We start from the raw sequence: 22,287 nt of genomic DNA, 5'->3' as shown, positions 1-22,287 counted from the left end.
CTCCCGGGAGGGGGCCGGGGCCTTCTCAGGAACCCGGAGGCGTCCACCAAGGGCGGGACGTGTCGCGCAGGGTGTTGGTCCCGCAGTGCACCTCGCCGCCGCCGGCGTGGTACGTGTGGAAGTCGTCGATGTAGGAGATCCGCAGCCCGGCCCGCCGGTAGGCGCGCGTCACCGCTTCGGCGAAGACGTCCTTGCCGTCGATGACCGGGCCCCACTGCCGGGGCGCCAGGTAGCGGTCCGGGCCGAGCAGCACGCCGTTGACGGCACCGGGGAAGTACGCGCCGGTCTCCACGGCACTGCGTACCGTGGGCCCAAGGCCCTTCCGCTGCCCGTGTCGCACTGCTGCCGGTGGCGCGTCCGTACCGCCCATCCGCTGCAGCCGCGGCATCCGCACCCCTTCCTGGTCGGTCGCGCTGCCCCGGGTGTACAGGGCCGGGACGCGCACGATCTCCGCGTCGGTCACCCCGGTGGCGCGCTTGAGGACCTCCAGGTCGGCCTTGATGCGCCGGGTCGCCAGCGCGTTGTCGGCACGCAGTGTCGCGGACGCCAGCGCCTGCGTGATCGTCTCCTTCGGTGCGGGCGACTGCGGGGCGTCAGGGGCGGAGAACACCCGCTGCGCGCCGTGACCCGCGGCCTCGGCGGCGCGCAGGATCTTCATCCCCGCCTCGGGGTCGGCGACGCCGATCTTCCAGCCGCGCCCGGTGGTGGCGGGCAGGAACTGCACGAACTCGTCGACGTGGCCCACGGCCAGCCACGACGTGTCGAGCAGCAGCGGACTCTGGGCGCCCTGCGCCTCCAGCAGCTCACGCATCGCCGCCGCCGGCTTGGCCCCGCTGTCCTTGCGCTCGCCCATGATGATGCGCCCGGCGGGGAAGGACCTGCCCTGGTGGGTGTAGGGAGGGATCGTCTCCAGGTTGCCCATGGAGTCCAGTGACGGGTCCTTGGACGGCTCGGCGCCCCACAACTGGACGACGCCGACGCCGGGACCGCGCATCTGCTCGAACAGCTGCCGGCCCGATGTGCGGAGGTCTTGCGCCGAGCGCAGCATGATGCGCAACGACCGCGGCTTCCCGCCGGGGCCCGGCATGCTCGCGTACGCGGGTTCGACGAAGTCCTGGGCCCAGACGTCGGAGTTCTTCGTGAACTTCACCGGCGGCTCGGTGATGCCCGCCCGGCCGGCCTCCGCCTCCAGTTGCCGGACGAACGTGCGCTGCGCGGCCGCGTACGCGCCGGTCCCCGGCAGCTCCGTCACCAGCAGCCGCTGGGTCCGCTGCAAGTGGTGGTGGGTCAGCAGCGGGGCCACACGGAGCACCACCCGGTCGCTGGTGCGGGTGCCGCCGGACGTGAGGGTGAAGTCGAGGTGTGCGGTGCCGTCCCAGCGGGCGCGGTCCCGTACGACGTCCTTGCCCTCCAGGCCCAGTTCGACGCCCTTGCGCAGTTCCGTGGCGGAGAGCCGGGTGGCGGGGCTGACCGGCTCCCAGCCGGCCGGGCGCTTGAGGAACAGACGTACGTGAGGTGCTCCGGAGGCGACGCGGAACGTGCCCGTGGACCCGTCGGCGGCGTTCGGGACGGGGACCGTGCGCAGCCGCGCCAGGTCCTTCTCGTCCTCCTTGCCGTTGACCTCCTCGTCGGAGGCGTCGTTGCAGCGGTCGAGTTCCGCTTCGGGCAGCGGCTTCCCGTCCGGGCCGGTGCTGCGGCACCGCCCGGCGTCGTCGTCGATGTTGGGCAGGAACACCGCTCCGCGGTCCGGTGTCCACCGGTCCTCGCCGGCTTCGTCGGAGGGCCCGGTGACGTCCACCGCGCCGTCGCGGTCGGCATCGGCCCGTAAGTCCGCCTGTACGGGCGGCGGTTGTGCCGCCACGGGCGCCGCGGGGAGGAGCATCGCACCCGTAAGCGCCGTGGCCACGGCCGTGCGTCTCAGTCTCGTACTCACCTTGCGTCCCTTCTCGGTCCGGTCGGTTGCCCGGAAAGAGGGAGCGGGTGATCGGCGGGTTGCCTGGGTTTCGGCGCTCTTTTCGGCCATCGTGGTACGGCGGACGGGCGGCTCAGATCGCGCGGTCGCGCCCGGCCCAGTACGGGTCGCGCAGCCGCCGTTTGAAGAGCTTGCCGGACTCGTCGCGCGGCAGGTGCTCCTCGAAGACCACGGTCCTGGGCACCTTGTACGAGGCGAGCCGGTCGGCGACGTGGGCCCGTATGTCCTCGGCGGTCAGTCCGGTGCCCGGCTCGGGCTCCACGTGCGCGGCGAGCGCTTCGCCGAACTCCTCGTCGGGGATGCCGAACACGGCCGCGTCGCGCAGCCCTTCGAGGTCGAGCAGGCAGCCCTCGATCTCGGCCGGGTAGATGTTGACGCCGCCGGAGATGACCATGTCGTTGCGGCGGTCGCTGAGGTAGAGGTAGCCGTCGGCGTCGAGGTGGCCGATGTCGCCGATCGTGACGTAGCCGGGCATCCGCCCGGCCTCCATTGCCGCGCGCTTGGCGGGGTCACCGAGATAGGTGAACTGCGGCCAGGTGTCGGACGGCTTGATGTAGACCTCACCGGTCCGGCCGGTGGGCAGTTCCGCGCCGTCCGGGCCCAGCACCACCACCGAGCAGGTCCCCTCGGCCCGGCCGACCGTACCGGGATGCGCCAGCCACTCCTGGCTGTCGCACCAGGTCACGGCGCCGGTTTCGCTGCCGCCGTAGTATTCGCGCAGCACCGGGCCCAGCCAGTCGATCATGGCGTACTTGATGTGCGGCGGACAGGGCGCGGCGGCGTGCACCACCGAGGTGAGCGAGGACAGGTCGTACCGTTCGCGGACCTCCTTGGGCAGCCGCAGCAGCCGTACGAACATGGTCGGCACCATCTGCGTCTGCTGGATGCGGTGGCGTTCGACCAGCCGCAGGAACTCCTCGGCGTCGAAGCGCGGCATCAGGGTGATGTCCAGGCCGCCGACGAGGGCGAGGACGGCGTGCTGGCTGGGCGAGGCGTGGTAGAGGGGCGCGGGGATCAGGGTGCGGCCGCCGGGCCGCACGGCGAAGTACTCGAAGAACTTCGTCACCGCTTCGGCGAGTTGCTCCTCGCCGACCGGGTCGCGCAGTACTCCCTTGGGCCGGCCGGTGGTGCCCGAGCTGTAGATGACGGTGGACGGCCGGCGGGCGGCTTCGTCGGCCAGCGGCGGATGGCCGGCGAGCCAGGCGTCCAGGAGGGGGTGGTCGCCGGTCACCGGCGGGGGCGGGAAGCCGCAGGCGGCGGCCGTGCCGTCGGGCACCGGCACCTCGATGAGGCGGGCCCGGTCCGGGAGGGCGGCGGCGACGCCCGGCAGCAGGTCGGTGTGCGCGAAGACGACCTTGCTGTCGCTGTCGCTGAGCACATGCCGCAGCTCGTCGTGCCGGAAGTGCCAGTTGACAGGGACGGCCGAGGCGCCCAGCCGGGCCGCGCCGGCGGCGATCTCCAGGTGCGCGGGCTCGTTGCGCAGCACGATCGCGATCCGCTCCCCGGGTCCGACCCCCAGGGCGCGCAGCCCGGCGGCGATACGGGCGGCCCGTTCGTGGAACGCGGGGTAGGTGCGCTCCACTCCGGCGCAGCGGATGGCGGGGGGCGTGGCGGCGACGTCCATGCAGCCTCCAGACAGTTGCGGCTCGCGCCCATTGAACAGGCGGTTCCGGCAGCCCGCCAGAGTGCTGACAGAGCGTCAGTATGGTTTCGGGACAGTGTGGCGGGGGCGGTTCCGGCGGTGGTACGGAAGGGGCGGCGGTGCGCCCGGGGCGGATCGCCGGACGGCTGACCGTCACGTGAGGTCCGAGGTATGTCTTGCCGGCGGCCACCAACCGTCCGTATTCCGCCAGGCATTCGGGGTTGGTGCTCCGATGTCTGTCCCGCCGGGGGGCTTCCGGCGGGGGCGCCACGGCTGCACCATGCGGGAGGGCACTCCAGACATGGACATGACCGGCTGGAGCGGACGACCGGCCGGCCGGTGACCGACCGGAAAGGAGCATGTGATGCGCAGCCGCACGAGACCGGCCCGGCTCCTCGGCACCCTGGGCACGGCCACGGCCCTGCTCGGCGCCCTGCTGACGGGTGCCGACACCCCAGCCACGGCCCCCACGGCCCCCACGGCCCCCACGGACACGACGGCCGCCGCCCCGGACCGCGTTCCCGGCCAGACTCCCCGGCACCGGACCGCCGGGCCGGGCACCAACCACGCCGTCGACGACCCCTTCGTCTCCGAGCGCACCTCCTGGTGGCGCCAGGACCGCTTCGGCATGTTCATCCATTTCGGCGCGTACACGAACCTGGAGGGCGAGTACACCCGGCCCGACGGCACCGTCTGCCGCAACGCCGAGTGGATCAAGCGGCAGTGCGCCATCCCCACCGCCGCGTACGAGCGGCAGGCCGCCACCTTCGACCCGGCGGCGTTCGACGCGGAAGCGGTGGTCAGGACCGCCAAGGAGGCAGGCCAGCGCTACATCGTCATCACGTCCAAGCACCACGACGGCTACGCGATGTGGCCGACGAAGCAGAACCGGTGGAACCTGCGCGACCACTCCGCCTTCGACCCGCACCGCGACATCCTGGCCGAACTGAAGGAGGCCGCCGACGCGGCAGGCGTCAAACTGGGGTTCTACTACTCGATCTGGGACTGGCACGACCCCGACTTCGCCGCCCCGGCGACCTTCCCGCGCTACAAGAAGCGGATGTACGCGCAGCTCAAGGAGCTGGTGGACGGGTACGACCCGGCGCTGCTGTGGTTCGACGGGGAGTGGGACGCGGACCATCCCGTCAACCGCTGGTCACCGCGGGACGGCGCCGACCTCCAGGCGTATCTGCACAGCCTGGACCCTGATCTGATCGTCAACAACCGGGCGGGCAAGAGGCGCGTCGTGGACGGTGACTACGGCACCCCCGAGCAGGAGATCCCCGCGGAGCCCGTGGCCGGTCAGCTCTGGGAGAGCTGCATGACGCTCAACGACCACTGGGGCTTCGCCCGGTACGACAGCAACTGGAAATCCACCGCCACCGTCGTCCGCAACCTCCTCGCGGTCGCCGGGCGCGGCGGCAACTACCTCCTCAACGTGGGCCCGGACCGGCACGGGCGCATCCCGCAGGCGTCCGTCGACCGGCTCCGCGCCACCGGACGCTGGCTGGCCGCGCACGGTCGGGGCGACGCCGTGTACGGCGCCGGGCACACCGGGCTGGTCGGCGAGCCGTCCTGGGGCACGGTCTCCCGTAAGGGCGACGCCCTGTACGCGTCGGTCACCGCCTGGCCCGCCGCCGGGAGGCCCCTTCACCTCACCGCCAAGGCGCCGCTGCGCGTCACGTCCGCGCGGGTGCTGGGCAGTTCCCGGAAGGTCACCGTCACCCCGGCGGGCGACGGCTTCGACCTCACGCCTGCCGGCCCGCCCACCGGCCCCGAGGCGACCGTCATCCGGCTCACCGTCCGGCCGCCGGCCGCCGCGCCCGCCGGGCACGGCACCGGGCTGACGGCACGGAGCTGGGCGAACGACAGGTTCACCGGCCCGCCCGCGGTGACCACCACCGACCCGGTGATCAACACGTCGTACCGCTTCGACGGCTCCCCCGCCGCGAGCATCCCGGCGGACCACTTCAGCACCCGCTGGAGCGGCACGGTCCGGCCGCTCTTCAGCCAGACGTACACCCTCACCACCGTCTCCGACGACACCATACGGGTGTGGGTGGACGGCCGGCTCGTCATCGACAGCGCCACCCCGCACGAGCCGCGCACCGACCGGGCGGCCGTCGCGCTGACCGCCGGGCACCGGCACACGCTCCGCGTCGAGCACACCGAGCGCACCGGCGAGGCGCACCTGAAGCTGCTGTGGTCCAGTCCTAGCCAGGAGCAGCAGATCGTGCCGCGCGGCGCGCTGTATCCGTCGTGAGCGCGACCGTGCGTCGCGCCGCGGTGACCGCCGTACCCGCTCCTATCCTCGGTGAGCATGAACCAGCACGAGAAGGACAGGAACGGTCCCGGCACGGAAGGGACCGGTGATCACCACGAGATCCTGCGGCGGCACGGCGAGGCCATCGCCCTGTTCGGCAGCCGGGTCCACCGGGTGCGCGACGACCAGTGGGACGACCCGACGCCGTGCGCCGACTGGACGGTACGCGACCTGGTCGGCCACCTGACCGTGGAGCAGCTGTGGGTGCCCCGGCTGGTGCGGGACGGCGCCACGGTCGAGGAGGTCGGGGACGCGTACGACGGTGACCAGCTCGGTGACGACCCGGCCGGGGCGTGGGGCCGGGCGGCGGTGGCCGCGGTGACGGCGTTCTCCGAGCCCGGCGCGCTGGACCGTACGGTCCACCTGTCGTCGGGGGACAGCACGGCCACCGCGTACTGCTCGCAGATGACGATGGACGCGGTGGTCCACTCCTGGGACCTGTCGCGCGCGCTCCGCACCGACGAGCGCCTGCCGCAGGAGCTGGCGGCCGCCGCGCTGCGCGAGGTCGAGCCGTACGCGGACGAACTCGCCGAGACCGAGATGTTCGCCGATCCCGTGCCGCCGCCGCCCGGGGCCGACGACCTCACCCGGCTGCTGTGCCTGCTGGGCCGCCGGCCGTGAAGCCCGCCGGCGCCGGGCGGCCGGAGTCCGCGGGCCGTGCGCGGCCCGCGGGCCGGCCGGCCGGTGCGGCGCGCCCGGTCAGTCGATGCCGCGGAAGATGTGGGTCTCGGTGGGGTCGTCGTCGCAGCCGGCGACTCTGACCGGGACACAGCGGCCCCAGACCTCCAGATTGCGGACTTCCCTGATCCGACCCGGCCGCTCGCCCTGCTTGGGCCGCGGCTGCTTGCGTTGCGCGTTTTCCACTGCCACCACGCACTCCTTCATCAAGGGGACACTTCCGACGCGGTGGCGCCTTCGCACAAACCGGGATGTCAGCCAGGGTTTGTGGCGCTTCCCGCGACGGGCCAAGGGTGTTGGCGTCTCCCAGACAGGTCGTCCGTCGTCCACCAGATTAGCGACCGCGACCGGTGCGCGCTCGACATTTACCGGATATGAAGTCAAGTCGGGGAGAATGCAGCAATTCCGCCTCGGCCCGTCCGCCGGTCACCGCACCGTGCCCGACGGGCCCCGCGGCTCCACCGGTCCGCCGTCCGGTGCCTTCCGGTTGCCGCCCGCCGTTCACCCGGTTGCCGTACACGGCACGGGCCCTATTTCAGGAGCCGGGACATCCGCCGGTCGGCCAGCAGCTTGCCGCCGGTCTGGCACGTGGGGCAGTACTGGAGCGAGGAATCGCTGAAGGAGACCTCGCGGATGGTGTCACCGCAGACCGGACACGGCTCCCCGGTACGGCCGTGCACCCGCAGCCCGCTCTTCTTCTCCTTCTTCAGCTGCCCGGCGGCGACTCCTCTGGACCGTTCCACCGCCTCCATGAGCGTGTCCCGTACGGCGGCGTGGAGGCGGGCCGTGTCCTCGGGGCCCAGGCGGGCGGCGGGCTTGAAGGGGGACATGCGGGCCACGTGCAGGATTTCGTCGGAGTACGCGTTGCCGATACCGGCCAGCACACTCTGATCCCGGAGTACGCCCTTGATCTGCCGCCGCTCCCCCTGGAGCAGGGCGGCCAGGGACTCCTCCGTGAAGTCCGCCGCCAGCGGGTCGGGCCCGAGCCGGGCGACACCGGGGACCTGCGCGGGGTCGGTCACGCAGTAGACGGCCAGCCGCTTCTGCGTACCGGCCTCGGTGAGGTCGAAGCCGGGCTCCGGGCCGGTCCCTTCGGCGCTCAGCCGGACGCGCAGCGCCAGCGGGCCCTTGCCGGGGCGCGGTGGGGCGTCGGGCAGGGCGTCCTGCCAGCGCAGCCAGCCCGCGCGGGCCAGGTGGATCACCAGGTGCAGACCGCCCACGGCGAGGTCCAGGAACTTGCCGTGCCGCGCCACCGCCGTGACCGTGCCGCCTTCGAGGGCGGTCAGCGGCGGGTCGTACGTCTTGAGCACGTTGACGGCGGCCGGCTGGGCGCGGACCAGGACACGGCCGACGGCGTGCCCGTCCAGGAATTCCCGCAGGGCTTCGACTTCCGGCAGTTCGGGCATGACTCCAGCCTGCACGGTGCGGCGGTCCGGTACATCTCGTGCGTGCCGCGTGCCGGACGGGCGACCAGGTGCCCGCGCGGTGCTAGGGATGGTCTCGTGGACTGGTTCACGGAGAGCGACATATGGCTGGGGCGGCTGGTGTTCCAGCGGATGCTGGCCGTGCTGTATCTGGTGGCGTTCGTGGCGGCGGCCCGGCAGTTCCGGGCGCTGATGGGCGAGCGCGGTATGACACCGGTGCCGGACTTCCTGCGCCGGGCGCCGTTCCGCAAGGCGCCCTCGGTCTTCCACTGGCACTACTCGGACCGGTTCTTCGCCCTGTGGTCCCGGGCGGGTGCCCTGCTGGCCGCGGCCGTGGCCGCCGGGGCCGCGGACGCGGTGCCGCTGGGCGTGGCGATGGCGATGTGGGCGGTGCTGTGGGCGATGTACCTCTCGATCGTCAACGTCGGGCAGACGTGGTACAGCTTCGGCTGGGAGTCGCTGCTGCTGGAGACCGGCTTCCTCGCCGTCTTCCTCGGCAACGACGACACGGCGCCGCCGGTGCTCGTGATGTGGCTGCTGCGCTGGCTGCTGTTCCGGGTGGAGTTCGGGGCCGGACTGATCAAGATGCGGGGCGACCGCTGCTGGCGCGATCTGACCTGCCTGTACTACCACCACGAGACGCAGCCGATGCCGGGCCCGCTCAGCTGGTTCTTCCACCGGCTGCCCAAGCCGCTGCACCGGGTCGAGACGGCCGCCAACCACGTCGCGCAACTCGCGCTGCCGGTGCTGCTGTTCACTCCGCAGCCGGTGGCCACCTGGGCGGCTCTGGGCATCGCCGTGACGCAGCTGTGGCTGGTGCTGTCCGGCAACTTCGCCTGGCTGAACTGGCTGACCGTCGCCCTGGCCCTGTCCGCCGTGGACGTCTCCTGGATCGCCGGCGCGCCCGCGTCCGCCTCCGCCGCTCCCCCGGTGTGGTTCGCGGTGCTGACCGTGGCCGTCACCGTCTTCGTCGCGTACCGCAGCTACCGTCCGGTACGCAATCTGCTGTCCCGGCGGCAGCTGATGAACACCTCGTTCGACCCGCTGCACCTGGTCAACTCCTACGGGGCCTTCGGCAGCGTCACCCGCGTCCGCCGGGAGATCGTGATCGAGGGCACGGACTCGGCGGTGGCCTCGCCGGACGCGGTGTGGCGGGAGTACGGGTTCCGGGGCAAGCCGGGCGGCGTACGGCGGCTGCCGCGCCAGTACGCGCCCTACCACCTGCGCCTGGACTGGCTGATGTGGTTCGCGGCGCTCTCCCCCGCCTACGCGCGGAGCTGGTTCGGGCCGTTCGTGGAGCGTCTGCTGGAGAACGACCCCGACACACTGCGGCTGCTGCGCCACAACCCGTTCCCCGACGCGCCGCCCGCGCTGGTGCGGGCCCGGCTGTTCCAGTACCGCTTCACGACGTGGCGGGAACTGCGGGAGACCGGAGCGTGGTGGCACCGTACGGAGCTGCGGGACTTCCTTCCGCCGACGGGAGCAGCTCGGCACGGAAAGCGATGACCATGTCGCGGGCGTGCCGCAGTCCGATCCGGCCGAAGTCGCGCTCCAGTTCGTCGAGTTCGGCGAGCGTCCGGTCCTTCGAGCCGCCCATCCGGGAGCGGGACTTGACCAGTCCGAGGCGGGAGAGGGCGGTGCCGCGCGGCTCGTGCATGTCCTCGAACTCGCGCAGCGCCCCGGCGTAGACCGCGCGGGCCTCGGCGTACCGCCCCGCCCGGAACAGGACGTTGCCGCGCATCTTGTGGTTGTAGGCCAGGGCGCTCGCCAGGTCCATGGTGCGGCAGATCGTCTCGGCCTCGGTGAGCAGGTCGAGGGCGCGTTCCGTCTCGCCCCGTACGGACAGCACGTCGGCCACACCGCGCAGCGACCAGGCGCGGCCCCGTGCGTCGTCGCCGTCGGCGGCGATCCGCGCGGACTCCTCGAACAGCTCCAGCGCCTTCGCGTACCCGCCGGTGTTGCGGTGCATCTGCGCGATGCCGGACATCGCCCACACCATGTGGCGGGTCTCACCGTGCGCCCGTGCCTGTTCGAGCAGCTGCTCGTGCAGGTCGGCGACGGCCTCGTAGTCGCCCTGTATCCGGCCGGTCTCGGCGAGCCCGGCGATGGAGTAGCCGTGCGCCAGCCGGTCGCCGCCCTCGTCGGCGAGGGTGACGGCCCAGGCCAGCAGCCTGCGGGCCAGCGCGAGGCCGCCGCACTGCCGGGCGAGCGTGCCGCCGCTCCACAGGGCCCAGGACATCGCGCCGCGGTCACCGGCGCGGCGTGCGCTGCGGTAGCTCTCGCGCCAGGCCGTGCGTGCCTCGTCCACCCGCCCCAGGCGCCGGTTGGCCTCGGCGACGGCCAGCGAGGCCCGGGCGCGCTCCACGTCCGTGCGGGCGTCGCGCCGCGCGCGGCGGGCCGTGGCGAGCACGTCCTCGTAGGACGAGTTCACGCTCAGGGCGGTGCCCAGCTCGCCTTGGTACTCCGGGGCGAATGCCTTGCCGTACATGAATCCGTGGCCTCCTGGTCGCGCATGTGCTTGATCACGAAGCTACGGAAGGAGGGGGGTGCGGCGAATCCCTCCACGGATTGGTCGTGCCGTATGCCTGCGGTCCTACGCGAGGGGGACCTGGTCATCATCGGGGTGTACGGGACGTCCGGCCTCCGGCCGACCCCGGCGCGCCACGCGAGCCGCGCCGCGCCCCTTGCCGGGGCGCCCGGACCGGGCCACCCTGGCTGCCGACCGCGATCTCCGGAACCCCGAGGTGTGGCATGGACAGCACGGCACGGACCGGGACCGACCGCCGCCGCTTCCTGCGTACGGCCGCGGCGGGCGCCGCGCTGACCGCGGCCGGCGGCAGCCTCGGCGGCGCGGCCGCTCCCGCACGAGCCGAGCCCCGGCCCCGTACGGGACCGCACGCGGTCCGGCCGCTCCTCCTGGGGACATACATGTCGGTGGCGGGCGGCGGCACCGGCGTGGGCCTGGGTACGTATGACACGGCCCGCGGCCGGATCACCGCGGCCGGGGTGATCGGCGGCGTCGGTGATCCCTCCTACCTGGCCCTCTCACCCTGCGGCCGGACCCTGTACGCGGTCAACGAGCAGCGGCAGGGCGCGGTGACCGCCATCGCGCTGCGCGCCGACGGGCGCCACCGGGTCCTCGGCAGCCGCTCCACCGGCGGCGCCGGGCCGTGCCACCTGTCCGTGCACCCCGGCGGACGCTGGCTGCTGAGCGCCAACTACCTCTCCGGCAGCGTCGCCGTCCACCCCGTCGACCCGGCCCGGGGCGGCGCGCTCGGCGAGCGTACGGACCTGGTCGTCCACTCCGCTCCCCCGCCGGGACCGGGGCAGGACGGCCCGCACGCGCACCAGATCGTCACCAGCCCGGACGGCCGCCACGTCCTCGCCGTCGACCTCGGCAACGACACCGTCCACACCTACCGGCTGGACACCACCGCCGGGAAGCTCACCCAGGTCTCGTACGCCACGCTGCGCCCCGGCGCCGGCCCGCGGCACCTGACCTTCCATCCGTCGGGCCGCCACGCCTACCTGGCCGACGAGGTGGACAACACCGCCGTGGTCTGCGCGTACGCCCCGGCCACCGGCACGCTCACGCCGGGCGCGCCGCAGTCCACCGGAACCGGGCCCGGGACCAGCTACCCGGCGCAGTTCCTGGTGACCCGTGACGGCGCCTTCGCCTACCTGGCCAACCGCGGCCACAACAGCCTGACGCGCTACGCGGTCGAGGCGGCGGGCGCCCGGCTGCGGCTGCTGGACACGGTGCCGTCCGGCGGCGACTTCCCCCGGCACATCGCCTTCTCGCCGGACGGGCGGCTGCTCTTCGCGGCGCACCAGAGGTCGGGATCGGTGACGGTGTTCGCGGTGGGCGCCCGGGGTGGGCTGCGGCGGCTGGGCGATCCGTTCCCGGCGCCGGTGCCGGTGTGCGTGCTGCCGCTGTGAGAGCACCGGGGCCCGGCCGCAGGAGCCGTCCCGTGTCTCAGGGCCCGTCCCCTGCCTCTGGGTCCGTCCCCTGTCTCAGGAGCCGCCCCTGTCTCAGGAGCCGTCCGGGTCCTGTCCCGCTCGACCGCCGCCAGGTGGACGGCGAACCGCCGCCGGGCCGGGCCGTCGTACTCGGCCGGCACCGTCGGTGCGAGGTGACTCCCGTCTCCCCCTACGCCGCCCGGAAGCGCCCGGTCCACGCGTGCGCAGGCCGTCCGCGACGCCACGGACGGCCTGCCGGTGCCCACCGCTTCCCGCGGCGGTCCGCCCGCCCCCAGCCGGACCGCCGTTCCAGGGGAATTCGTCACGGAGAATTCCCGGAAGGGTGGGAAGGAAACACGCGCCTCGACCGGTACGGTCAGCGGGTGCCGGAATTACGGACGGCGAGCCGCATTCCCGGGTGGATGAGATGCGGATTCGCGCCGATCACCTGGCGGTTCAGGCGGTAGAACTCCTGCCAGCCCCAGCCGTATGCGTACGCGATTCCGCTCAGCGTCTCCCCGGGATTGACGACATGCCCGCCGGATGTCCGCTGCGGCCGGACGGCGCGCTGCTTGTACGGCTTGCGGTGGCCGTACCGGCTGCCGTACTGCTGCTCACGGTGCCGGGGGCTGCGCAGCCGTTCGCGGTACCGGCCGGAGCCGTTCTTGCGGGCCTGCGCGTCGGCGCGCGGCGCCGGCCGGCGCGCCTCGGAGTGCGGCGCGCTGTGCCGCGCGCCGGACGAGCGCAGGCCCAGCCGGGCCGAGCAGGCCGGCCACGCGCCCCAGCCCTGGCGGGCCAGCACCCGTTCCGCGACCCTGATCTGCTGCGCCCGGGAGGCCCGCGACGCCCTGGAGGCGTACTTGCCGCCTCCGAAGGAACGCCACGTGGAGTGGGCGAACTGCAACCCGCCCGAGAAGCCGTTCCCCGTGTCGGCCCGCCAGTTGCCCCCGCTCTCGCACCCGGCCAGGCGGTCCCACGTGGCACCGCTGCGGGCTTCGGCCGGACCTTCGGCCGCCACGTTCAGCGCGCCGGCCGCCAGCAGGACCGCTGCCGCCGTCGCTCCCCGGGCCCCGCGCCCCCGGACCTCACCGCGTCCGCTCGTTTCCGATCCCTGAGGAAATTCCATCGACCTGTGCTCCCGTCGTTCACCGCGCGGTTTCCCGGCGGCCATGGGGATGCATGACGCCCCGTGAAATACCCGTCCGCGTCCGGCTTTTGCGCAGAGTATGTCCCGCGGTTTCACCGGGTTCCTGCGGTGCGTTTTCCGAGCCGTCATGAATTCGACGAGTACGAGACAACCACGGCCACGGACGGCACCGGGAGAGCGCGCGGTAGCGCCTCGGCGGTACGGCCTGCCTCCGCACCGCCGGAGTGGGGGCCGACGGCTCCGCATGGCGCCCCCCTCTGCCGGGTAGGGGCGCACCTCCGCAGCCGGAGCGCATGGCCTGCCCGGGCGTATCGAGCGCTTGTCCGAGCCGGGGGTGCCGTCGGAGCGCGTTCAGGGGCTCGCGGCACGCGCGGCGGGGGTCCGCACGCACCGCGCACGGACCCCCAAGGGCGGCGCAACGCCGCCATCCCTACGGAGAGTTTGGGTGGGTGCGGCGCGTTCGGACCGGTACGGCCGGGGGGCGGCGGCCGCACCGCCGGGCTCACCCCCGTACGGCCGGCGGCCCTGCCTCCGGGCTCACACCGGTACGAGCGTCACCTCGGTCGCCTTCACGCTCACCCAGACCTCGGTCTCCTCGGCCAGGCCGAGTTCCGCCGCGGCCTGCGGGGTGATCTCGCCGACCAGGTCGGGTACCTCCGGCGACCCGACCAGGACCCGCAGCCGGCTGCCGAGCGCGGTGATCTCCCGTACCCGGCCCGGCCAGACGTTGCGCGGGCTGCCGGACGGGCGGGTCCGGTGCACGGAGACCGCTTCGGGGCCGATGACCGCCAGCGCGCCGGTGCCCTCGGGCAGCGGGTCGGCGGCCACCAGCCGCCCGGCGCCCGCGAGCCGCAGCCCGTCGCCGGTGGCGGTGCCCGGCCACGCGTTGCGGCCGAGCATCCGCGCCACCCACGGCGAGCGCGGATGCCGGGTCACCTCGGCCGGAGCGGCGTCCTGGATCGCGTGCCCGTCCTCCAGGACCAGGACGCGGTCGGCGAGCGAGACCGCTTCGACCGGGTCGTGGGTGACCATCAGGCAGACGCCGCCGAAGCCGGCCAGGTGCCGGCGCAGTGTGTGCCGGACGTGTGCGCGGGTGCTCTGGTCGAGGGCGGCCAGCGGCTCGTCGAGCAGCAGCAGGCGGGGGCGGGCGGCCAGGGCGCGGGCCAGCGCGACCCGTCCGGCCTGGCCGCCGGAGAGCTGGGCGGGGCGGCGGTGCGCGAGGTGTCCGACGCCGAGCCGGTCCAGCCACTGCTGGGCCTCGCGGCGGGCCTCGGCGCGGCCGGTGCCATGGGCGCGCAGCCCGTACGCCGTGTTGCCGAGGGCCGTCAGGTGGGGGAAGAGTGCCCCGTCCTGCGGGACCCAGGCGACGCCGCGGCGGTGCGGCGGCAGGGCCGTGACGTCCCGCGCGCCGAGCGTCAGTACGGCGTGCGCCCGCGGGGTGAGGCCGAGCAGGGCGCGCAACAGCGTGGTCTTGCCCGCGCCGTTGGGGCCCACGACGGCGATGGTGGTGCCCGGGGCGGCGTCGAGGGTGAGCTGGTTGAAGCCGGTGACGTCCGCGTGCAGCGGCCACCGCCCGGTACCCGAGCCGTCGCCGGGGGCGGTGGGGGCGGCGTCGGCGCCGTCGGCGTGCGCGGTGGTGGCGGTGGGCGGGCCCGGGGAGGCGGGCGTGCCGGAGGCGGCGGATGCGCCGGTCATGTGGTCGGGCCACGTGCCGCCGGCATCCGGTGCCCCGTCGCCGTCCGCGTCCGTACGCGTCACCGCGCCGCTCGTGCGCCCCCGGACCGCGCCGCCCCCGCCCGCCCATCTGCCGCGCAGTGCGACCAGGACGGCCATGGCGATGACGAGCAGCAGCAGGGAGACGGAGGTGGCGGCCTCGGGACTGTCCTGGAGGAGCAGGTAGACCTGGAGGGGCAGAGTCTGGGTGACGCCCGGCAGGTTGCCCGCGAAGGTGATCGTCGCGCCGAACTCGCCGAGTGCCCGCGCCCAGGTCAGGGCCGCTCCGGCGGCGAGACCGGGGGCGATCATGGGGAGGGTGACCGTGCGGAAGACGCGCAGCGGCCCGGCGCCGAGCGAGGCCGCCGTCTCCTCGTAGCGCACGTGCAGCCCGGCCAGTGCGCCTTCCAGGCTGATGACGAGGAAGGGCATCGACACAAAGGTCGCGGCGACCACGGCGCCCGCGGTGTGGAACGGCAGTTGTACGCCGAACCAGCTGTCCAGCAGGCCGCCCAGCAGGCCCCGCCGCCCGAAGCCGAGGAGCAGCGCCACACCGCCGACGGTCGGCGGCAGCACCATGGGCAGCAGTACCAGGGAGCGCACCACGGCCTTGCCGGGGAAGTCGACGCGCGACAGCAGCCAGGCGAGCGGCACGCCGAGCAGCAGGGACAGGCCCAGCGACCAGAAGGACACCACCAGGGAGATCCGCAGCGCCTCGGTGACCTCGGCGGAGGTCAGGTGGGTGCCGAGGTCGCTCCAGGACGTACGGGTGAGGATGCCCGCCATGGGCACCAGCAGGAACGCCACCGCCAGGACGGCGGGCAGCGCGAGGGCCAGGGGGGCGCGCAGGCCCGGGGTGGTCTTCCGGCCGTGTCCGGCGGGCCGGTGCCCGGCGGGGCCGCGGTCCCGGTGGTCGTGCTTCATGACGTGACGGCTCGCGGGACGGTCACGGCTTCTGGAAGCCCGCGTCGCGCAGGATCTTCTGCGCCTGTGCGCCGCCGAGCCACTTCACGAACGCGGCGGCCTCCTCGGCGTGCCGGGAAACCTTGAGCGTGGCGGCCGGGTACTCGGCGATCGCGTTCTGCTCGTCCGGCACCTGGACGGCGTCGACCTTGTCGGGCGCGGTCATCGCGTCGGTGGCGTACACGATGCCCGCGTCCGCCTCGCCCAGTTCGACCTTGCTCAGCACGCCGCGCACGTCCTGCTCCTGGGAGACCGGCTGCACCGTGATGCCCTGCCGGTCCAGAACCTTCTTGCTGTAGCGGCCGACGGGGACGGCGGGCGCGGCGAGCACGACCTTGAGCTTGTTGGTGGAGGCCAGGTCCCGCAGGCCCGTGATGTGCTGGGGGTTGCCGTCGGCGGTGGCGATGACCAGGCGGTTCTTCGCGATGGTCTGCGGCTCGCCGGTCTTGCCGTGCAGTCCGTCCATGGTCCGGGTGTCGGCCGTGACCAGGGCGTCGGCCGGGAAGTCCTGGTTGACCTGGGCCGCGAGCTGCTGGGAGCCGGCGAAGGAGAACTTGACCGTGACGTCGGGATGTTCCTTGTGGTATGCGTCGGCGGCCTTGGCGAAGACGTCGGTCAGGGACGCGGCGGCCAGGACCTTGAGCGTGGTCCCGCCTTCCGCGGCGGACGAGTCGTCACCACTGCCGCAGGCGGCGGTGAGCGGGGCGAGGACGGCGACGGTCAGTGCCGCTGCGACGGCGCGGCGACGGGTGACGCCGCAGGTGCGGGACATCGGGATCGGCTCCTTGGGGACGCGAGCGGTACGACGCGCGTCAGGCGCGGTCGACATGGACATTGGTCGACTTCACGCGGGCGGTGGCCCGCACGCCGACCTCCAGTCCGAGTTCCTCCACCGCTTCCCGTGTCAGGAGGGAGACCAGCCGGTGCGGACCGGCCTGGATCTCCACCTGCGCCGCCACGTCGCCCAGCTTGATCGCCGTGACGATTCCGGGGAAGGCGTTGCGGACCGAGGTGTGGGAGGTGTCTTCCTCCGTGGCGCCGTTCTTGGCGAGTTCGGTGGAGAACGCGGCCAGGTCACGGCCGTCGATCAGCCGGCGGCCGGATTCGTCCCGGTGGGTGGGGACCTTGCCGGCGTCGGCCCAGCGGCGGGCCGTGTCGGGGCTGACGCCGAGCAGGCGTGCGGCCTGGCCGATCGTGTAGGACTGCATGTGCGGCACCGTATGGCAAATGCTGTCTCATCTGCAATTACTCCGTGCGAAAGCACCTCGCAGGTGCGAGGGGCGCTGGAGGAAGCGACAAGTGCGGTCGCGGCGCGGGTGACCGGCGCCGCGGCGCGCCGCGCGCGTGGCGCGGGGGCGCAGACCGGACATACCAGGGGGCGGAGCGTCGGCCGGGTGGGGGAAGCCGTACTCTTTTGGAAGGGATTCGGGAGGGTGTGGCGTAACACGGAGGGAGCGCGAACCGATGGGTACTCCTACTTCTTCACGTTCCGCGGTCCGCGGCCGGTCGATCATGCGGAGGCTGCGGCCGGAGGCCGCGCGCGGCGACGTGCCGCCGGCGCACGAGCGCCCCGTCCTGCACACGGTCCCGCACCCCTCCCCGGACCGCCCCCTCCCGCTGCGCCTCGCCGACCTCGCCGTCGCCGCCTGTACGGCGCAGACGGTGCTGGCCCCGAAGCCGGACCCGCTCGCGCTGCACGCCGCCGAGCTGCTGCACGCCCCCTTCGCCTCCATGGCCGAGGCCGCCATGGGCCGGCCGCTGGACCGGCGGCTGCGCGAACAGCTCGGGCGCCTGGGCCGGGCGGGTGAGCAGCGCGCCCTCCAGGCGGGCGCGGGCGCGCCCGGCAAGCGGGGCGCCCTGTGGTCCGTGGGCCTGCTGGTGGCCGGCGCCGCCGCCACGAACTGCCGCTCGGACGTGGAGACCTGCGAGGCGGCGGCCACCCTGGCCCGTCTGCCGGACGGCGGCGCCCCGGCGGCCAGCCGCTCGCCGGGCGGCCGGGCCCGGCAGTACTACGGTGTGCCCGGCGCCGTCGGCCAGGCCCGCTCCGGTTTCCCGAACGTGCTGGGCGTGGCCCTGCCCGCGCTGCGCCAGTCCCGAGCGGTCGGCGCCTCCGAGGTGACGGCCCGTATGGACGCGCTGCTCGCGCTGCTGTCCACGCTCGACGACACGACGCTGCTGCAGCGCGGCGGCTCGCAGGGTCTGCTGTCGGTGCAGATGGACGCGCGCGACGTGTTGTCGTCGGGCGGGTTCGGCACGCCGCGCGGACGCAAGGCGTTCGTCCGGCTGGACGCGCGGATGACCCGTAACGGGCTCACGGCGGGCGGCAGCGCCGCGCTGCTGTCGGCGACCCTCTTCCTGGACTTCCTCTTCGAGGGCCGCTGAAGCACCGGCCGGCGCCGCTTGCTCTCAAGCTCCGCCGGGCGTCACGTACTGCCGCAGCAGCTCGCGCAGCTCGGCCTCGAAGGCGTCGTAGCGGCGGCGCAGTCCGGTGCCCGGCCAGTCGGCGGGCAGCAGGGCGTCCGGCAGCAGCGGGTCCGCGAGGAGGTGCCGCAGTACGGCGGCCGAGACGGTGAAGCGCCCGGCCGGTGACGCGGCGCCGGACAGCGCGGCCAGCAGTGCGCGGGCCCGCGCCGCCCAGCCGTCCAGGTCCCACAGCCCGCGCGCCAGTTCCGCGGGGTCGCCGTCGGGGGTGCCGGTGAGCAGGGTGCACTGCCGGGTGACCACGTCCGGGCGGGCGCGTTCCAGATTGGCGGGGCGCAGCCAGGTGCCTTCGCGGAGTTCGGCGAGGCGCAGTTCCGCCATGGCCTGGCGCAGTGCGGTGCGTTCGGCGGCCGGGCGCGCTTCGGCGGTGACCACGGCGATCTCCCAGCCGCCGTCCCAGTGCCGGGTGCGCGGCGTACGGCTCTCGTCCTGGCGCGCCTGGCGTTCCAGCAGCCGTGTGGTGAGTCCGTACGTGCCGTCGTCCTGCTGGAGCTCGCCGGCGGCGACCATCCGGGACAGTGCGACGCGGACGGTGCCCTCGGCGATGCCGAAGAGTTCGCCGACGCGTACCAGGGCGCGCGCCGGGAGGCGGGGCGGGTGGTGGCCCAGAAGGGTGCTGAGCACGATGGAGCGGGCGGTGAGCGGCCGCAGGCCGAGGTGCCGCGCGTCGTCGCGTACGGATGTGTCGTGGTCCATCGGCCGGAATCCTAGGAGGTGCCCGGCGGGCCGGTGACGGCCGCCTCCTGCCGCGCGGAACGGGCATCCCTCACCGGGACATGCCGTCGTGTGCCGTCCCGTCCCGCTCCGCGGCCGTCGCGACGCTCTCCTCCGCCGCCTTCTCCACCTTGTGCTCGTTGTCCAGTTCCCAGCCGAGGAAGGAGAACAGCACGATCCCGATGCCGCCGCAGACGATCGCGCAGTCGGCGAAGTTCATGACGCTGAAGCCGCGTACGTGGAGGAAGTCGACCACCGCGCCCCGGAGGTCGCCGGGGGTGCGGAAGAGGCGGTCGGTCAGGTTGCCGAGCCCGCCGCCCAGCAGCAGGCCCAGCGCGATCGCCCAGGGGACGCTGTGGAGCCTGCGCGCCAGGCGGAAGATCACCACGGTGACGGCCGCCGCGATGACCGTGAACAGGATGGTCGTCGCCTCGCCGATGCCGAACGCGGCGCCGGAGTTGCGCATCACCCGCAGCTCCAGCCAGTCGCCGAGCACCTTGACGGGGGCACGGTTCTCCAGCTCCGCGACCACGGCCAGCTTGCTGCACAGGTCGAGCAGGTAGGCGGCGCCGGCCACCGCGAGAAGCAGCGGCACCCGCCGTCCGCCCCTGGCCCCCTCCGCACGGTCCGCACCGCTCTCCCCGGTGGTCCGGCCCGGTTTCGTCACGTTCAGTCACCTCGAAGTCCGTCGATCGGACTCCACCTTAAGCGGGCCGGGTGCCGGGGCCGCCCCCGGTGATCACATCCCCTGCCCCGTTACACCCTTCCCACGCCTGTCCGGTATCTGTAACGTCCACGGTATGACCGTCACCCATGAAGTCGTGAATCAGGCGCCGCCACTGACCGGATTCAGTACGGCGGACGATCCGGCCCTGCTGGAGGCGCTGCGCCGCGCGGACGCCGGGTGGGGCGAGCCGGAGGTGCTGGAACTGGGCGCGCTCGCCGGGACGGACGCGGTGCAGGAGCAGTCCCGGACGGCCGAGGAGCAGCCGCCGCGGCTGCGCACCCACGACCGCTTCGGCCACCGCATCGACGAGGTGGAGTTCCACCCCGCCTGGCACCAGCTGATGACCGTCGCGGTGGAACACGGGCTGCACGCCGCGCCGTGGGCCGAGTCCCGGCCCGGCGCCCACCTCGTGCGCGCGGCCAAGTTCTACGTCTGGTCGCAGGCCGAGCCGGGGCACGGCTGCCCCGTCTCCATGACGTACGCCGCCGTGCCCGCCCTGCGCTCGGCGCCGGCGCTGGCGGAGCAGTACGAACCGCTGCTGGCGGCCCGTACGTACGACTACGGGCTGCGGCCCCCGCTGACCAAGGCGGGCCTGATCGCGGGCATGTCGATGACGGAGAAGCAGGGCGGCTCCGACGTCCGGGCCAACACGACCCGGGCGGTGCCGGCGGGCGACGGCACGTACCGCATCACCGGTCACAAGTGGTTCACCTCGGCACCGATGAGCGACGTGTTCCTGACGCTCGCGCAGACGCCCGAGGGGGTGAGCTGCTTCCTGCTGCCGCGCGTGCTGCCCGACGGCACCCGCAACGCGATGCGGCTGATGCGCCTGAAGGACAAGCTGGGCAACCGCTCCAACGCCTCCTCCGAGATCGAGTACGAGGACGCGGTGGCCTGGCCGGTCGGCGAGCCGGGGCGCGGCGTGCGGACCATCGTGGAGATGGTGAACATGACGCGGCTGGACTGCGTGATCGGTACGGCGGCGGGGATGCGCGCCGGGCTGCGGCAGGCCCTGCATCACACCGCGCACCGCCACGCGTTCGGCCGCGCACTGTCCGAACAGCCGCTCATGCGGGCGGTGCTGGCGGACCTGGCGATCGAGTCGGAGGCGGCGACGACGCTGGCGATGCGGCTGGCTACCGCCGTGGACGGGGCCCAGGACGGGGACGCGGGCGAGGCCGCGCTGCGCCGGCTGGGGCTGGCCGTCGGCAAGTACTGGGTGTGCAAGCGGGGCAGCGCGCACGCCGCGGAGGCGCTGGAGTGCCTGGGCGGCAACGGGTACGTCGAGGAGTCCGGAATGCCGCGGCTCTACCGGGAGGCGCCGCTGCTGTCGATCTGGGAGGGTTCCGGCAACGTCGCCGCACTGGACGTGCTGCGCGCCCTGGGCAAGGAACCGGCCGCGCTGGACGCGTACTTCGCCGAGGTGGACGCGGCGGCAGGCGCCGACCGACGGCTCGACGCCGCCGTCGCGGGCATCCGCAAGATGCTCGGCACGCTCGGCGACCCGGACCAGGCGCAGCGCGCCGCACGGTCCCTGGCGGAGCGGATGGCGCTCGCGTTCCAGGGCGCGCTGCTCGTGCGGCACAGCCACCCGGCGGTGGCGGACGCGTTCTGCGCCTCGCGGCTCGACGGGGAGTGGGGGAACGCCTTCGGGACACTGCCCGCCACGGCCGACCTGACGGCGATCCTGGACCGGGCCCGGCCGGCGCTCCCCTCGGAGGCCGCCGGATGACCGGCGGGGGCCGGGACGGCGGACCGGCGCATCCCACGGTGCGCGTCGAGCGGGCCGGCCCGGTGACGACGGTCATCCTCGCCCGGCCCGAGGCGCGCAACGCCGTGGACGGCTCCACGGCACGCCAACTGGCCCACGCCTTCCGCGCCTTCGCGGCCGACGACGCCGCGCACGTCGCGGTCCTGTGGGGCGAGGGCGGCACGTTCTGCGCGGGCGCCGACCTCAAGGCGGTCGGCACCGGGCGCGGCAACCGGGTCGCGGCGGACGGCGACGGGCCGATGGGCCCCACCCGGATGCGGCTGGACAAGCCGGTGATCGCCGCGGTCGGCGGGCACGCGGTGGCGGGCGGTCTGGAGCTGGCCCTCTGGTGCGACCTGCGGATCGCCGAGGAGGACGCGGTCTTCGGGGTGTTCTGCCGCCGCTGGGGTGTACCGCTGATCGACGGCGGTACGGTACGGCTGCCCCGGCTCGTCGGCACCGGCCGGGCCCTGGACATGGTACTGACCGGGCGGCCCGTCGGCGCGGCCGAAGCACTGGGGATGGGGCTGGTCAACCGGGTGGTGCCGACCGGGCGGGCGCGCGCGGAGGCCGAGGAACTGGCCGCCGCCATCGCCCGCTTCCCGCAGGCGTGCCTGCGCAGCGACCGCGCTTCCCTCCTGGCCCAGGAGGGCCTGCCGGAGGAAGCCGCCCTGGCCGCGGAACTCCGCTACGGGCAGGGCGTCCTGGCGGACGCGGTGCAGGGCGCGGCGCGGTTCGCCGCGGGAGCGGGGAGGCACGGGGAGGCGGACACGGCGGAGTGACGGCAGGCGCG

18 protein-coding genes are annotated in these 22,287 nt (G+C 73.9%); 7 read left to right on the top strand and 11 right to left on the bottom strand.

Going from position 1 to position 22,287, the window contains the following annotated elements:
• Positions 1–25: 25 nt before the first annotated feature.
• On the bottom strand, positions 26–1,882 hold the full coding sequence (locus ACZ4Z1_RS07245) for a protein-arginine deiminase domain-containing protein (RefSeq protein WP_468485874.1): 1,857 nt from the start codon (positions 1,880–1,882) through the stop codon (positions 26–28).
• Between the two features lie 163 nt (positions 1,883–2,045).
• Complete coding sequence (locus tag ACZ4Z1_RS07240; protein WP_468485582.1) at positions 2,046–3,596, bottom strand: AMP-binding protein; 1,551 nt, start codon at positions 3,594–3,596, stop codon at positions 2,046–2,048.
• Between the two features lie 382 nt (positions 3,597–3,978).
• Between ACZ4Z1_RS07240 and ACZ4Z1_RS07235 the strand changes: the two genes are divergently transcribed.
• Both ACZ4Z1_RS07235 and ACZ4Z1_RS07230 read left to right on the top strand, forming a co-directional pair.
• Entirely contained in the window at positions 3,979–5,877 is a 1,899-nt protein-coding gene (locus tag ACZ4Z1_RS07235; RefSeq protein WP_468485581.1) for an alpha-L-fucosidase, read from the top strand.
• Positions 5,878–5,934: 57 nt separating this feature from the next.
• Positions 5,935–6,558 (top strand): TIGR03086 family metal-binding protein, encoded by a 624-nt coding sequence (locus ACZ4Z1_RS07230; protein WP_468485580.1) that lies wholly within the window; start codon positions 5,935–5,937, stop codon positions 6,556–6,558.
• A gap of 78 nt (positions 6,559–6,636) precedes the next feature.
• Here the strand turns inward: ACZ4Z1_RS07230 and ACZ4Z1_RS07225 are convergent, their stop codons facing one another.
• Together ACZ4Z1_RS07225 and ACZ4Z1_RS07220 are read right to left on the bottom strand one after the other, a co-directional pair.
• The gene (locus ACZ4Z1_RS07225; RefSeq protein WP_468485579.1) at positions 6,637–6,807 is read right to left on the bottom strand and encodes a hypothetical protein; all 171 of its coding nucleotides are present in this window, start codon (positions 6,805–6,807) and stop codon (positions 6,637–6,639) included.
• Between the two features lie 338 nt (positions 6,808–7,145).
• On the bottom strand, positions 7,146–8,021 hold the full coding sequence (locus ACZ4Z1_RS07220; RefSeq protein ID WP_468485578.1) for an Fpg/Nei family DNA glycosylase: 876 nt from the start codon (positions 8,019–8,021) through the stop codon (positions 7,146–7,148).
• 96 nt (positions 8,022–8,117) lie between these two features.
• On the opposite strand from ACZ4Z1_RS07220, the gene ACZ4Z1_RS07215 reads away from it, so the two are divergent.
• Positions 8,118–9,545, top strand: a complete 1,428-nt coding sequence (locus tag ACZ4Z1_RS07215; protein ID WP_468485577.1) for a lipase maturation factor family protein — start codon at positions 8,118–8,120, stop codon at positions 9,543–9,545.
• Here ACZ4Z1_RS07215 and ACZ4Z1_RS07210 read toward each other — a convergent pair.
• A complete protein-coding gene (locus tag ACZ4Z1_RS07210; RefSeq protein ID WP_468485576.1) occupies positions 9,442–10,527 on the bottom strand; it encodes a tetratricopeptide repeat protein in 1,086 nt (361 codons plus the stop codon). The two genes, ACZ4Z1_RS07215 and ACZ4Z1_RS07210, sit on opposite strands and share 104 nt — an antisense overlap.
• A 263-nt stretch (positions 10,528–10,790) precedes the next feature.
• On the opposite strand from ACZ4Z1_RS07210, the gene ACZ4Z1_RS07205 reads away from it, so the two are divergent.
• Positions 10,791–11,978 carry a lactonase family protein gene (locus ACZ4Z1_RS07205; protein ID WP_468485575.1) on the top strand — a complete coding sequence of 396 codons (1,188 nt, stop codon included), beginning with the start codon at positions 10,791–10,793 and terminating at the stop codon, positions 11,976–11,978.
• A 397-nt stretch (positions 11,979–12,375) separates the two neighbouring features.
• Here ACZ4Z1_RS07205 and ACZ4Z1_RS07200 read toward each other — a convergent pair whose 3' ends face one another.
• The 4 genes from ACZ4Z1_RS07200 to ACZ4Z1_RS07185 all read right to left on the bottom strand — a co-directional run bounded on the left by ACZ4Z1_RS07200 (position 12,376) and on the right by ACZ4Z1_RS07185 (position 17,030).
• Complete coding sequence (locus tag ACZ4Z1_RS07200; protein WP_468485574.1) at positions 12,376–13,125, bottom strand: transglycosylase family protein; 750 nt, start codon at positions 13,123–13,125, stop codon at positions 12,376–12,378.
• A 558-nt stretch (positions 13,126–13,683) separates the two neighbouring features.
• A complete protein-coding gene (locus ACZ4Z1_RS07195; RefSeq protein WP_468485573.1) occupies positions 13,684–15,783 on the bottom strand; it encodes an ABC transporter permease in 2,100 nt (699 codons plus the stop codon).
• Positions 15,784–15,805: 22 nt separating this feature from the next.
• Positions 15,806–16,594, bottom strand: coding sequence for a molybdate ABC transporter substrate-binding protein (gene modA / locus ACZ4Z1_RS07190; RefSeq protein ID WP_468485572.1), 789 nt, complete (start codon positions 16,592–16,594; stop codon positions 15,806–15,808).
• Between the two features lie 40 nt (positions 16,595–16,634).
• Entirely contained in the window at positions 16,635–17,030 is a 396-nt protein-coding gene (locus ACZ4Z1_RS07185; protein ID WP_468485571.1) for a TOBE domain-containing protein, read from the bottom strand.
• 256 nt (positions 17,031–17,286) lie between these two features.
• Here ACZ4Z1_RS07185 and ACZ4Z1_RS07180 point away from each other — a divergent pair, with 256 nt between their 5' ends.
• A complete protein-coding gene (locus ACZ4Z1_RS07180; protein ID WP_468485570.1) occupies positions 17,287–18,204 on the top strand; it encodes a triphosphoribosyl-dephospho-CoA synthase in 918 nt (305 codons plus the stop codon).
• 24 nt (positions 18,205–18,228) lie between these two features.
• Here the strand turns inward: ACZ4Z1_RS07180 and ACZ4Z1_RS07175 are convergent, their stop codons facing one another.
• Together ACZ4Z1_RS07175 and lspA are read right to left on the bottom strand one after the other, a co-directional pair.
• Positions 18,229–18,999, bottom strand: coding sequence for a PaaX family transcriptional regulator C-terminal domain-containing protein (locus tag ACZ4Z1_RS07175; RefSeq protein WP_468485569.1), 771 nt, complete (start codon positions 18,997–18,999; stop codon positions 18,229–18,231).
• Positions 19,000–19,069: 70 nt separating this feature from the next.
• The gene (lspA, locus tag ACZ4Z1_RS07170; protein WP_468485568.1) at positions 19,070–19,684 is read right to left on the bottom strand and encodes a signal peptidase II; all 615 of its coding nucleotides are present in this window, start codon (positions 19,682–19,684) and stop codon (positions 19,070–19,072) included.
• 133 nt (positions 19,685–19,817) lie between these two features.
• On the opposite strand from lspA, the gene ACZ4Z1_RS07165 reads away from it, so the two are divergent.
• Both ACZ4Z1_RS07165 and ACZ4Z1_RS07160 read left to right on the top strand, forming a co-directional pair.
• Positions 19,818–21,476, top strand: a complete 1,659-nt coding sequence (locus ACZ4Z1_RS07165) for an acyl-CoA dehydrogenase family protein (protein WP_468485567.1) — start codon at positions 19,818–19,820, stop codon at positions 21,474–21,476.
• Positions 21,473–22,276 (top strand): crotonase/enoyl-CoA hydratase family protein, encoded by an 804-nt coding sequence (locus ACZ4Z1_RS07160; RefSeq protein WP_468485566.1) that lies wholly within the window; start codon positions 21,473–21,475, stop codon positions 22,274–22,276. The genes ACZ4Z1_RS07165 and ACZ4Z1_RS07160 overlap by 4 nt, the downstream gene beginning before the upstream one ends.
• The last annotated feature ends 11 nt before the right edge of the window (positions 22,277–22,287 follow it).

The organism is Streptomyces sp. NPDC030165, assembly GCF_055573595.1.
Note: the sequence above shows the minus strand (reverse complement) of the source record. Positions and strands in the feature narration are given on the sequence as shown.